At 60.8% G+C, this 13,605-nt stretch carries 8 protein-coding genes and 1 tRNA gene; 6 read left to right on the top strand and 3 right to left on the bottom strand.

The window, feature by feature from the left end; all coding sequences use genetic code 11:
• The first annotated feature begins 4 nt into the window (after nt 1-4).
• From ACXZ66_RS11260 to rdgB, 3 genes are read left to right on the top strand one after another with little or no spacing between them, the layout of a single operon-like run.
• Nucleotides 5-775 carry an MBL fold metallo-hydrolase gene (locus tag ACXZ66_RS11260; protein WP_458748849.1) on the top strand — a complete coding sequence of 257 codons (771 nt, stop codon included), beginning with the start codon at nt 5-7 and terminating at the stop codon, nt 773-775.
• Between the two features lie 49 nt (nt 776-824).
• Nucleotides 825-1,556 (top strand): ribonuclease PH, encoded by a 732-nt coding sequence (gene rph, locus ACXZ66_RS11255; RefSeq protein ID WP_458748848.1) that lies wholly within the window; start codon nt 825-827, stop codon nt 1,554-1,556.
• Nucleotides 1,550-2,152 (top strand): RdgB/HAM1 family non-canonical purine NTP pyrophosphatase, encoded by a 603-nt coding sequence (gene rdgB / locus ACXZ66_RS11250; RefSeq protein WP_458748847.1) that lies wholly within the window; start codon nt 1,550-1,552, stop codon nt 2,150-2,152. Before rph ends, rdgB begins: the two co-directional genes overlap by 7 nt.
• Before the next feature lie 16 nt (nt 2,153-2,168).
• Here rdgB and ACXZ66_RS11245 read toward each other — a convergent pair whose 3' ends face one another.
• Complete coding sequence (locus ACXZ66_RS11245; protein WP_458748846.1) at nt 2,169-2,579, bottom strand: DUF3817 domain-containing protein; 411 nt, start codon at nt 2,577-2,579, stop codon at nt 2,169-2,171.
• Nucleotides 2,580-3,053, bottom strand: coding sequence for a hypothetical protein (locus tag ACXZ66_RS11240; protein WP_458748845.1), 474 nt, complete (start codon nt 3,051-3,053; stop codon nt 2,580-2,582).
• Nucleotides 3,054-3,176: 123 nt separating this feature from the next.
• Here ACXZ66_RS11240 and ACXZ66_RS11235 point away from each other — a divergent pair.
• From ACXZ66_RS11235 to acpS, 3 genes are all read left to right on the top strand, one after another.
• Nucleotides 3,177-3,258, top strand: a tRNA-Leu gene (locus tag ACXZ66_RS11235).
• A gap of 471 nt (nt 3,259-3,729) precedes the next feature.
• Nucleotides 3,730-12,558 (top strand): fatty acid synthase subunit beta domain-containing protein, encoded by an 8,829-nt coding sequence (locus ACXZ66_RS11230; RefSeq protein WP_458748844.1) that lies wholly within the window; start codon nt 3,730-3,732, stop codon nt 12,556-12,558.
• Between the two features lie 13 nt (nt 12,559-12,571).
• Nucleotides 12,572-12,952 carry a holo-ACP synthase AcpS gene (acpS, locus tag ACXZ66_RS11225; RefSeq protein ID WP_458748843.1) on the top strand — a complete coding sequence of 127 codons (381 nt, stop codon included), beginning with the start codon at nt 12,572-12,574 and terminating at the stop codon, nt 12,950-12,952.
• Nucleotides 12,953-12,962: 10 nt separating this feature from the next.
• Here the strand turns inward: acpS and ACXZ66_RS11220 are convergent, their stop codons facing one another.
• A complete protein-coding gene (locus tag ACXZ66_RS11220) occupies nt 12,963-13,604 on the bottom strand; it encodes a TetR family transcriptional regulator (RefSeq protein WP_458748842.1) in 642 nt (213 codons plus the stop codon).
• Between the last annotated feature and the right edge of the window lies 1 nt (nt 13,605).

The following is a 13,605-nucleotide window of genomic DNA, read 5'->3' as shown; positions in this document are numbered from 1 at the left end:
ACTTATGAAGTTGACCATTCTAGGCTGTTCCGGCTCCCTCGGGTCTCCGGGCAATCCAGGTTCTTCGTACCTGGTCGAGGTCCATGATTCTCCAGCTATTGTGATGGATCTTGGGCCGGGTTCCGTCGCAGCACTGCAAGCTTTGCGTAATCCTTCGGACGCACACCTAGTGTTTTCCCACCTCCACCAAGACCACTGTTCAGACTTTACATCGCTGGCAATTTGGCGCAGATATCACCCAGAACTTGCTGCGCAGGGACGTAACCTGCTGTTTGGCCCCTCCTACGCTGCCGAGCTCTTTGGCCGAATGGGTGCCGATGGCCCGAATGATTTCGACGATATCTCGGACACCTTTGCAGTTGCCCCGTGGATTCCTTACCAAAAAGAACTCCTGGGTCATGCCACGGTCACCCCGTACCCTGTAGTGCATCCGGCACAAGAGTCGCATGCCCTGCGCGTCGAGGAATCCTCCCTTGGAAAAGTAATCACCTATTCCGGTGACTCGGCTTATACGCCTTTGCTTGTCGACGCCGCCCGCGATGCGGATCTCTTCCTCTGCGAGGCCGCGTGGGGTCCCAGCAGTGAGGGCAAGACCAAAAACATGCATCTCTCCGGTGCAGAAGCCGGCCGAGTTGCCCGCGAAGCAAACGTGAAAGTCCTCGTGCTCGTCCACATTCAGCCGTGGGCGGACAAGGAAGCGACGGTTGCCGCCGCCGCGCAAGAATTCGACGGTGAGATCATCATCGGCTATCCAGGCCAGGAATTTAACCTTTAGCGTGGGAGGCAGCGGGCTGCAAAGCGAGGAGCCTAGTAACCTTGGATCCATGACTGAAACTTTCCAACGCGCCGATGGCCGAGAACTAGATCAACTTCGTGCAGTAAGGATCACCCGCGGCTTCACCGACAACCCAGCCGGTTCCGTTTTGGTGGAATTCGGCAACACCCGCGTGATGTGTACCGCCAGCGTTGAAGAGGGCGTACCCCGGTTCAAAAAGGACTCCGGCGAGGGCTGGCTGACCGCAGAGTATGCGATGCTGCCTTCCGCCACCCATGACCGGATGCCTCGTGAATCCATGAAGGGCAAGGTCAAGGGCCGCACACACGAAATTTCGCGCCTTGTCGGGCGTGCGCTGCGTGCTGCCGTTGACCTGTCTGAGCTGGGGGAGAACACCATCCAGCTCGACTGCGACGTGCTGCAGGCCGACGGAGGAACGCGCACCGCTTCGATCACGGGTGCCTATGTGGCCCTGGCAGATGCTATTGAGGTGCTCAAGCAACGTGGCGTCGTTCCTGGCGAACCACTGCTGCAGCCAATCGCAGCGGTGTCTGTGGGCATCGTCGATGGCCACGTCTGCCTGGATCTGCCCTATGAGGAAGACGCTCGCGCAGAGGTCGACCTGAACGTGGTCATGCAGGAGTCCGGAAACTTCGTGGAGATCCAGGGCACCGGCGAGCACGGACTCTTTGGCCGTGAAGACCTCGATGCCATGCTTGACGTTGCACAGAAGGGCTGCACGGAACTCATCGCAGCTCAAAAGGCGGCGCTGGGATGGTAGACATCCTAGTCGCCTCCGGCAACGCCAAGAAGCTCCGGGAGCTTGAGGCCGTGTTGCAGGAATCGTCGATAAGCGGTGTTGTGCTGCACTCCTTGAAGGACGTGCCTGCCTACCCTGAGCCCGTGGAATCGGGCCTGACGTTTGAGGAGAACGCGCTGATTAAGGCGCGTGCGGGCGCCGAGGCCACCGGCATGGCGTGTATCGCGGACGATTCGGGCCTGGCTGTTGCGGCGCTGAACGGGATGCCGGGCGTGCTCTCGGCGCGGTGGTCGGGCGGCCACGGCGACGATCAAGCCAACAACGAACTGTTGTTGGCGCAGATGAAAGACATTTCGCTTCGCGACGCAGCCTTCGTCTCCTGCTGCGCACTTGTCATTCCGGGAGGGGCCGAGCACACCGCTGAAGGGCGTTGGCAGGGTGCTCTTTTGGAGGAGCCGCGTGGCGAGAACGGTTTTGGCTATGACCCAATCTTCGAGCCAGCCGATACACCTGGCCGCTCAAGTGCGGAATTGACCCCGGACGAGAAAAACGCCCGCTCCCATAGGGGGCAGGCGTTGCGTGAACTCGCGCCGTGGATTGCGCAGCTAGCTAATTAGCTTGTTTTAGGCAGGGCTAGGCTTCGTTCAGTTGGAACTTCTTGGTGACCTCGTTGCGGCGCCACTTCTCCACGAAGAAGGAGAGGAACGGAACGACGCCACCGAGCACCGTGACGATCCACTGCGGCATGCTCCAACGCGCCTTCAGGCCGAGGTTCAGAGCAGCGAGGAAGAAGAGCAGGTAGCACCAGCCGTGGGCGATAGCCACCCAGCCGAGCGCGCTGACGTCCATGTGCAACAGGTATTGCATGACCATGCGGACAACAAGAAGCAACAGCATGATGCCGGTAATCCACGCGGTCACCGAGAAGAGGTTCAGCGCGGTTTTGACGCGGCGCTTGCGCTCCGGGTGGATCTTGCGTGCCTTGTTTTCGGTGCTCTCGGTGCTCTCTGTGCTCGCAGCTGGCGGGTTCGAAGGGGTGGTCATCTAGTCACTTTCTGAATTCTTAGGGCGCTGACGACGTGGTTGGTTCAAGGCATTGAACTCGTCGACGTTAATTTCAGGCCGCTCGGGGAGGAAATCTTCCTTGATCTCGGTGATTTTTGGCTCTTTCTCGGCGTCACCGAATTCCTTCAGATCGGCCTCATAGAGATAGTCCAGATCGTCGGCACTATTTTCGGCATCAATCTTCTCGTTCTCCATCCTGATGCCCATCCGGTAGGCGTAGACAAAGAAGAAACCAAACAGCGGCCACTGCAGGGCATAGCCTAGGTTTTGGAAAGTTCCGGATCCTTCTTGGAAACGAGTCCACTGCCACCACGCCAGCAACAAGGTAGTAATCACGGCGGCGACGAGAAGCACAATGTGCCACGCCTTAATCTTGACGCGCGAACGCTTTGGAGCACCCTCGGCGGGCTGCTCAGCGCCTTCTGCCTCGTGGAAATCCTTAGTATCGCTCACAATGTTCGAGTGTATCAAGTCGAACTAAAGTTGTAACATTCCGCACTTCTAGGTGGGCTCGAGGAGCCCGTGGACGGCGCGATTTTGTGATCTGAAAGTCATGAGTAAAATGATACGAGCTACGGGCTTGTGGCGGAATTGGCAGACGCGCTGGATTTAGGTTCCAGTGTCTTAGGACGTGGGAGTTCAAGTCTCCCCAGGCCCACAATGTGATATCTCGCAGCACCGTTCCGGCGGTGTTGCGAGATTTTTTATTTAAAACTTCAAAGAGGTGCACTTTGCAAGATATTATCTTTCAGCGACCTGCGGTTTTAGTTTTCGTCGTGCGTTAGGTCCGGGAGGGGGATCGTCGTGAAGCGAAAAACCGGACCTAACGCACTGCGAAATATAAAAGCCCAGGTCATTTAAAACAAAGTCCTGCGAAGTGCACCTTTTTGCTCCAAAGCCCACCAGTTCAAAATCAGGTCATCTGATTAACCTGAGACAGTTTCTTGTGTGAAATGACTTGATCACCTTTAAGAGGTAATATTTCTCTCCACGGCTGAAAAGATGACGGAATCCTCACGATTAGAGGGCGATTTTTGGGTGCATTTACCCTTGTTACCCACGTCATCTCCAGCGAAAACGTAAATTACAGCTCAAATACTAGTCCAACACCTTAGTAGGAGTCTTCCGCGTGACAGATGCACAAACCAACCCGGGTCAGGTTCGCCTCAACGAAAAGCTTGGCACCGGCTCAGGTCAAGAACCTTTTGCCGTGTCCTTTTCCGGGCAAGGGTTTGATTGGTTGCCAACTCTGAACAGCGCTTTGACCGCTGGCGTTGGCTCGACCATGACTGCACTGGTGGAGCAGTCTCGCCAGCTTCTGCTCCCTCTGGGCGATGAACTTGCGGCCTATCGCCCGTTCGGATTCGATCCCGTGGCGTGGGCAGAAAGCGAGTCCAACCAGGCCTTCGACGCCTCCGATGCCGCAGTCAGCGTCCCCGGCACCCTCGTAGCTCAGCTTGCGGTACTGGAAAGTTTGAAGCGCCAAGGGCTAATTATCGACGATCGCAGCGCCGCACTCGGCCACTCCCAGGGCGTGCTCGGCGTGGCAGCGCTGGACAATGATCCCGCGGAAGTTCTTGCCATTGCCGAATTGATCGGTGTTGCCATCACCCGCGGTGGCCGCCTAGAGGGCCTGATGCGCACGGTCGATGCTTCTCCGATGGTTTCCATTGGCAATGTCACCCGCGAGCAGCTTGATAAGGCACTCACCGGAACCGACATCGCAGTAGCACTTCGCAACGGGCGGACTAATTACGTGGTCAGTGGCGCCACCGACCAGATTGAGTTGGTAGTCAAGCGCCTTGAAGCTGCGGCTGCCAAGGACAAGCAGGCCGTAGAGAACAAGAAGCGTGGCGGCCTGCCATTCAACCCAACCTTTGCACAACTAAATATTCAGGTGGCTTTCCATCACCCAGCGCTTGAACCAGCAGCAGACCAGGTGGAAGCTTGGGCGAAGACCGCAGGTTTGAATACTGAATTGGCACGCGATCTCGCGAACAAGGTCATCGTGGAGCCCGTCGACTGGCTGGAAGAAACCCGAGACCTCGCCGATCAAGGTGTGCGCTGGGTACTCGAAATCGGCCCAACCAAGGGCGTCGCAAGCCTGACCAAGGCGAACGTCGCAGGTCTTGGCATTGGTGTGCTTGCAGTGGCTGACGCAGAAGGCCAGTCCCGCCTCTTTGACTACGGCATGGCACCAGTTGCTCCTCGCGCGTATTCGGAGTTCGCGCCGCAGATTATTGAGCGCGGCGGAAAGAACCGCCTGCAGACCCGCTTCACCGAAGTTACTGGGCGCAGCCCGATCCTGCTGGCAGGCATGACGCCATCCACAGTTGATCCCGAGATCGTCGCAGCCGCGGCAAACGCAGGCTTCTGGGCTGAGCTCGCCGGCGGTGGCCAGGTCACCGAAGAAATCTTGGAAGAAAACCTGGCACGGCTCACCGAGCTGCTTGAGCCAGGTGTCAACGCCCAGTTCAACTCGATGTTCCTTAATCCGCAGCAATGGCGCATGCAGATTGAGGGCAAGCGCATGGTTCCACGCGCTCGTCGCAACGGCACTCCAATCGATGGCGTCGTCGTATCCGCGGGCATCCCTCCGCACGACGATGCTGTCGCCCTGGTGAAGAGCCTGCGCGCAAGTGGCATCCCATGGGTAGCGTTCAAGCCGGGCGCGGTGAACCAGATCTCGAAGATCCTCAAGATCGCCGACGACCTGTCCGATACCCCGATCCTCATGCAACTCGAGGGCGGCAAGGCCGGCGGACACCACTCGTGGGAGGACCTCGATGAGATGCTCATCGCGGCCTACGCAGATATCCGCGCACGCGACAACGTTGTGCTTGTCGTTGGCGGTGGCGTGGGTACCCCGCAAGGCGCCGCAGACTACCTGAGCGGTCAGTGGTCCATTAAGCACGGCCTGCCAGCAATGCCTGTCGACGGCATCCTCGTGGGCACCGCAGCCATGGCTACGAAGGAATCCACGGCCTCCGAATCCGTCAAACAGCTGCTCGCTGAAACTCACAGCATCGAAGGCTGGGTTGGCAAGGGCGAGGGCCGCGACGGCATGGCCTCGGCGATCTCCCAGCTCGGCGCCGACCTCTACGAAATCGATAACTCCTGGGCCCGCACGGGTCGCCTCATCGACGAGGTCAATGGTGATGCTGAGGCAGCAGAGGCGCGTCGCGACGAGATCATCGCCGCACTTGCCACAACCTGCAGGCCTTACTTCGGTGAAACCGCGGCAATGAGCTATGAGCAGTGGCTTCGTCGATACGCGGAACTTTCTGCCCCGAACGGCACCGGCTGGGTGGATATCACCTGGTACACGCGCTTCGCGGACATGCTCGAGCGCGCCGAGGCACGCCTAAACGAGCAGGACCACGGCGAATTCACCCCGGTCGTGGCACCTGAATTCGAGGACGATCCGAACACACTGATCGACGAATTGGCGGCCGCCTACCCTGAGGCCGCCACGCAGAAGCTGCACCCTGCCGACACCGATTGGTTCGTCGCACTGTGCCGCCGCCCGGGCAAGCCCGTCGGATTCGTCCCAGCCATCGACGCTGACCTGCGCCGCAGCTACCGCACGGACTCGCTGTGGCAGGCCCACGACGAGCGCTACGACGCCGATGCCGTGTGCATCATCCCAGGCATCGTCGCCGTCGACGGCATCGAGCGCGCGAACGAACCCGTCGCTGAGCTGTTGGGTCGCTTCGAGCAGGCCGGCATTGATGCGATTGGTACAACGCCGCTTCACGACGATTCCACTGCCTCGGAGCGCATTCTGCGAGCTCCGGGCCTGAATTGGGCAGGTCTCGAGCAGACCAGCCTGATCACCCGACTCGGCGACGCCGAATACACCCTCGAAGACATCGACGCTGATACTGCCGCGTTGACTGTCAACGTGGGCCAGACTGACCTGACCATCAAGATTCAGGCACCAACCGACCCGGCCTTTAGCCCACGGGTCTCCCAGGCAGATGCGGAGGAAGCCATGCTGGAGCTGACTCGCGTTGCTGCGGGCGGCGAGCTGGCACCGATCTCCGATGGCATTGCCACCTGGACTACCTCTCTGACCAGGCACGATCGTGCCGACTACGATAACGTCACCGCGGGCTACCTGCCTGCTGCCGCAGGCGGCGCCCCTGACGTGCTCGTGGGCAAGGCCTGGCCCGCTGTCTTCGCGGCCGTTGCTGATGCCAAGATCCCAGGCACCCAGGACCTTGCCGTCGAAGGCATGCTCTCGCTCGTGCACCTTGAGCACCACCTGACCATGCTGGCTCCGCTCCCAGAAGAGGACGTGGAACTCACCATCACCGCTCACACCGACGAGGTCGCCGACACCGGCCTTGGCCGCGTGGTCGTCGTTCGCGCGGAGATCTCCGCCGACGGCGAAGAGCTGGCTACCTTGTCCGAGCGCTTCGCCATCCGCGGGCGCGCCGGCAAGGCTACGGCCACGACGAACTCCTCGGCGCTGCCGTCGATCATTGACACCCCGCACTCGCACCGCGGCTACGCCCAGGTGATGACTCCGCAGTCGATGCTGCCATTTGCCGTTGTCTCCGGCGACCGCAACCCCATCCACGTCTCCGACAACGCGGCGCGCCTGGCCGGACTTCCTAACGGCGTGATCGTGCACGGTATGTGGACTTCTGCCATCGCGCAGCTCATGGCCGTTGACGCTGGCGGCGAGATCATCGAATACACCGCCACAATGCTGGCAACGATTTTGCCGGGCTCGGAAATCTCCATCGACGTGGAGCGCACGGGTATCGACGACCGCGTGGGCCGTGGCGAAGTGCGCACCGTTTCGGTGACCGCGGGCGATGAGCTTGCCGTGAAGGCAACCGCAGTGCTGCGCGAACCGCGCACCTTCTACGGCTTCCCAGGCCAGGGCATCCAGTCCCAGGGCATGGGCATGGAGTCTTATGCTTCTTCTCCTGCGGCCCGCGCCGTCTGGGACCGCGCCGACCAGCACACACGCAACAAGCTGGGCTTTTCCATCCTGGAGATTGTGCGCAATAACCCGGCCGAGGTCGTCGTCGATGGAGAAGCGTTCCATCACCCAGATGGAACTTTGTTCCTCACCCAATTTACCCAGGTGGCCATGGCAACCCTGGGTTGTGCCCAGGTCGCAGAGATGCGCGAGGCACATGTGCTCAACGAAGATGCGTACTTCGCAGGCCACTCGGTGGGTGAGTACAACGCGCTGGCTGCTTACGCTGAAGTGCTCTCGCTTGAGGCTGTTGTAGAGATCGTCTACCGCCGCGGCCTGACCATGCACCGCCTGGTCGAGCGCGACGAGAACGGCAACTCCAACTACGCATTGGCTGCACTGCGCCCGTACAAGATGGGCCTGGCTGGCGACGATGTGGAAGAGTACGTGGCGCAGCTTTCCGAGGCCACCGGTGAGTTCCTCGAGATCGTGAACTACAACATCGACGGCCGCCAGTACGCTGTGGCAGGCACCTTGTCTGGCCTGCGTGCCCTTGGCGCCGATGCCGAGAAGCGTGGCCCCGGCCAGCGTGCGCTGGTGATGATCCCTGGCATCGACGTGCCTTTCCACTCCTCGAAGCTGCTTGGTGGCGTGGACGATTTCCGTGCTCACCTGGATTCATTGATCCCGGCCGACGTAGACCTGCACTCGCTTGAAGGTCGCTACATTCCAAACCTCGTGGCACGCCCATTTGAGCTGACCCGTGAGTTCGTAGAGTCCATTGCTGAGGTCGTCGATTCGCCATACATCGCAGAAATCCTGAAGGATTTCGACGCCGCCGCGAAGGACTCCGTGAAGCTGGGACGCACCCTACTCATCGAGCTTCTGGCCTGGCAGTTCGCCTCTCCTGTGCGCTGGATTGAAACGCAGGAACTGATCCTGACCGACCTGGGCATTGAGAGCTTCGTCGAAGTTGGTGTCGGCGCGTCCCCAACCCTTGCCAACATGCTGGGCCAGACGCTGGCCCTGCCGAAGTTTGCCGGTAGCGAGATTGAGGTCAACAACCTTGAGCGCGATCGCGCGCGCGTGTTTGCCACCGACGAAGTCGTCCGCGAGGTTGAAGAGGTTGAAGAGGTTGAGGAACCAGAAGCACCTGCAGAGGCTGTAGAACAGTCGCCGAACCCAGCTCCGACCGAGCTTCCGGCCGTACCTGTAGCTACCGGTGGCGAGCGTCCTGCAGACATCCCATTTACCCCGGCTGATGCAACCGAGATGCTGGTCAGCGTGTGGACGAAGGTCCGCCCCGATCAGATGGGCGCGACTGACTCCATTGAGACTTTGGTGGAAGGCGTGTCGTCGCGACGCAATCAGCTGCTCCTCGACCTCGGCGTCGAGTTCGGCCTGGGTGCTATCGACGGTGCCGCTGACGCGGAGCTCAACGACCTGAAGGCGACCGTGACGAAGATGGCGAAGGGCTACACGGCCTTTGGCCCGGTCCTCGGCGATACCGTTGCCGATTCGCTGCGCCGCATCACCGGCCCGACCGGCAAGAAGCCTGGCTACGTTGCCGAGCGCGTCACCAATGTGTGGCAGCTGGGCCAGGGCTGGGCTGACCAGACCACCGCTGCTGTGGTGATGGGTACTCGCGAGGGCGCCTCCCTGCGCGGTGGCAACCTGGCCACGCTGCCGGAGGCTTCCAACGCCACCGAGCTAGACGCCCTCATCGATGCTGCAGTTCAGTCAGTCGCGCAGGAGCGTGGCATTGCTGTTAGCCTGCCGTCCTCGGGCGCGGGTGCAGGTGGCGTTGTGGATTCCGCAGCACTCGGTGAATTTGCAGAGCAACTTACCGGTGAGTCCGGCGTGCTTGCAGAAACCGCCCGTGAGCTGCTGCGTCGCCTCGGCCACGAGCAGACCAACCCCGAGAGTTTCGAGGAAGCAGACGAGGACATTCTCGAGCTGGTTACCCGCGAGCTCGGCTCGGATTGGCCACGCCAGGTCGCGCCTTCCTTCGACGCCAACAAAGCAGTGCTTCTCGACGACCGCTGGGCCTCTGCACGCGAGGACCTTGCCACGGGGCTCGACATAGACGTCACCGGGCTTGGCGAGGAAGTCGCCGTGATGGCCGAGTACCTGGGCAAGCCTGCCCAAGCAGCGCAGGCTCGCGACGAATCCCCGCTAGCTTATGCAGGCGATGTAGCCGTGGTGACCGGTGCCTCTCCTAATGGCATTGGCGCTGCTGTGGCCGGCGGCCTGCTGGCTGGGGGAGCGACCGTGATTGTCACGACCTCGCACTTGGGCCACGATCGCCTGGAGTTCTACAAGGAGCTCTACCGTGAGAATGCCCGTGGAACCGCTCAGCTGTGGGTTGTGCCTGCAAACCTGTCGGCAATGAACGACCTGGATGCGTTGATCGAGTGGATTGGCACCGAGCAAACCACCACCGTGGGTGCAGAAAAGAAGGTAACCAAGCCAGCACTCGTGCCAACCCTGCTCTTCCCATTCGCGGCACCGCGTGTGTCCGGCACACTTGCCGATGCTGGTCCAGCAGCGGAAGCGCAGATGCGCCTGCTGCTGTGGTCGGTTGAGCGACTTATTGCAGGTCTGTCGGCCCTCGGCGCTGATACCCACGTGGGCAACCGCGTCCACGTCGTGCTTCCGGGTTCCCCGAACCGTGGTCGCTTCGGCGGCGATGGCGCCTACGGTGAAGCCAAGGCGGCGCTCGATGCGGTGGTTACCCGCTGGCACGCAGAACCAGTTTGGGGCAAGCGCAACAGTCTTGTGCACGCGCTGATTGGTTGGGTGCGCGGCACTGGCCTGATGGGCGGAAACGATCCGCTGGTTGATGCCGTAGAAGCAAAGGGTGTGCGAACCTACTCCACCGAGGAGATCGCGGAGTTGTTGCTCGGCCAGATTACCCCGCAGGTTCGGGCACAGGCTGCCGAAAGCCCGGTAGTAGCGGACTTCACGGGTGGTCTCGGCGAGGCGGATATCAACCTGCCTGAACTTGCACGTGAGGCAGGGCAGGCGCCGGTCGTCAATAAGCAAGAAACGGAAGCACCGCGAACGGTGAAGGCGCTGCCGACACCCTATAAGCGCATCGAGTGGACGCAGCCGGACTTCGATGTCAAGCAAGATATCGACGACATGGTGGTCATCGTGGGTGCTGCCGAGGTCGGGCCGTATGGCTCCTCGCGTACGCGTTTCGACGCGGAGCTGACCGGCGATCTCACTGCGGCTGGTGTGATTGAGTTGGCGTGGTCGATGGGTCTGATCCACTACGAGAATGGCCAGTGGGAAGACGCTGCGGGCAATGAGCTCAATGAGGCTGATATCTACGATGCCTACCACGATGAGGTACTGGGTCGGGTTGGTGTGCGTCGTTACCATGACGATTTCCACATGGTGAACAATCTCGCGCCTGAGCTGACCACGATCTACCTCGAGCGCGATATGACGTTCACGGTGGACGACCGCGAGACCGCGAAGACCTATGTGGACTCCGATCCTGAGCACACCACCGCCACATTCGATGGGGCGGAGTGGAGTGTGACTCGTCAGGCTGGTACTCCTGTGCGCGTGCCGCGCCGGGTGACCATGTCGCGTTTCGTCGGCGGTCAGATCCCGGAGGACTTCGATCCGGCGCTGTGGGGCATCCCGGCCGATATGATCGATAACCTTGACCGTGTTGCACTGTGGAACCTGGTGGCCACCGTGGATGCGTTCCTCAGCTCGGGCTTTAGTCCTGCTGAACTGCTTGGTTCGATTCACCCGGCGCGCGTGTCCTCGACCATGGGCACCGGTATGGGTGGCGTGGAATCGCTGCGCTCGCTCTATGTTGATGGAATCTTGGCAGAGCCTCGCCCGAACGATATCTTGCAGGAGTCGCTGCCGAACGTTGTGGCTGCGCACGTGATGCAGGATTACATCGGTGGCTACGGTCAGATGATTCACCCGGTTGCTGCGTGTGCCACCGCCGCTGTGTCGGTGGAAGAGGGCATGGATAAGCTGCGCCTGGGCAAGGCCGACGTTGTGGTTACCGGTGGTATCGACGACCTGTCCATCGAAGGCATCACCGGTTTCGGCGACATGGCCGCTACCGCTGACTCGGCTGCGATGGAAGCCAAGGGCATCGAACACCGCTACTTCTCGCGCGCCAACGATAGGCGCCGTGGTGGCTTCATCGAGTCCGAGGGCGGCGGCGTGCTGATTCTGGCTCGCGGCAGCGTGGCCTATGAGATGGGCTTGCCTGTCCTGGGTGTGGTTGGCTTTGCGGAGTCCTTTGCCGATGGCGCGCACGTGTCCATCCCGGCACCTGGTCTTGGCGCACTGTCAGCGGCTCGCGGTGGCATGGACTCACGCCTGGCGGTTGCTCTGCGTGACCTGGATGTATCTGCCGATGAAATCGGTATCGTGTCCAAGCACGACACCTCCACCAACGCCAACGACCCGAACGAGTCGGACCTGCACGAGCGTATCGCGCGCTCGCTGGGGCGTTCTGAGGGCAACCCGCTCTACGTGATTTCCCAGAAGTCGCTGACCGGCCACGCCAAGGGCGGCGCCGCTGCCTTCCAGATGGTGGGTCTGACCCAAGTGCTGCGCTCTGGTCAGGTTCCAGCAAACCGCTCACTCGACTGCGTGGATCCTGCGCTGCGCAAGGATTCCCACATGGTTTGGTTGCGCAAGCCGACCGAGCTCGTGTCGAAGGCCGGCCTGGTCACCTCGCTTGGCTTCGGCCACGTCTCTGCGCTGGTGGCTGTGGTTCACCCAGGTGCGTTCCTCTCGGCGCTGCGCAACGCCGGTTTGGACGCCGATGGCTGGGCCGCGCGCGCCGCTGCCCGTGAAGATGCGGGATTGGCCCGGATCAACGATGCTATTCATGGCGGCGATTCGCTGTATGAGCGCCCTGTTGACCGTAACCTAGGTCATGGAGGCAAGGAGCTTGAAGCAGCAGTGCTTCTCGACGATTCAGCCCGCCTCGTCGAAGGCGTTCTGCGTACCGGGGAAGCAAGTTCGGAAAACTAATGGAGAGCTAATAATGCATATCGGTGTCGATCTAGTGTGTATCTCGGAGTTCCGCGAGCAGCTTGCTCTGCCCGGTTCCACCTTCGAGTCGGTGTTTTCTGCCCGTGAGCTGCGGGTAGCCAACACCAAACAGGATCGCGCCGAGCATTTAGCGGGACGCTGGGCGGCGAAGGAAGCCTTCATCAAGGCATGGTCGCAGGCTCTCTACGGCCTGCCCAACAAGATCGAGCCCGACCGTGTGGATTTCTCCGAGATCGAGGTAGTGGCGGACCGATTCGGGCGCGTTGCCTTGGAGTTGCACGGTGAGGTGGCCTCGGTTGCTTTGCCAGCACAGTCGTTGTCCATCAGCCACGATGGCGACTACGCCATGGCGGCCTGCATCGTGGCGGGCTAGTTGTAGTGGGCTAGCCCTGGGCCACGGCGAAGAGATAGGCGATAACCATTCGCTTGATCTCAGACACGACCCCGTTAAACGAGGCTTCCCCGCCCTCAATGTCTAGATCGCGCACGGCATAGTTGAGCAGTGACGACACCGTGTGCACGAGTAGGCCGGCAAGGTTGTAGCGCACCTCAAGGGGCGCGTTTGTTGCGAGCGGTTGCATGATATCCGCGATGATTTCCAGCATTTCGCGCTCGGTCACTGACGCGGTGTAGCGAGTTGCAGGTGTTGATTGGACCGCATGCCAGACTGCGCGGCGGGAGGGGTCCTCGTGCCACATGCGGGCGAGGTGGTCGATGAACTCGTCGAGAATATCTGGCCACTGCAGTGCAGGAACTTGCTCCGAGAAGCGCCGAAGTTCGGCGACGGTTTCTGCGGTATCGACGCGGTCGAGCTCGCAGATGAGAACATATTTGTTCGCAAAAAATTGATAGAGGGTGCCAATAGGCACCTCGGCGCGTTTGGCAACTTCATCAAAGGTGAAGGATTCGAAGCCAACGTCGACAAGGACGGAGCGCGCGGAGGTTAAGATCCGGTCAAACCTCTCCCGCGAGCGGGCCTGGGCAGGCCTGCGTCGCGGGACGAGAAGTTCCTGGTCTTCAGCCATT

This window comes from Corynebacterium sp. S7 (genome assembly GCF_054401105.1).
The sequence above is the reverse complement of the archived record's forward strand: the minus strand, read 5'-3'. Positions and strand labels throughout refer to the sequence as shown.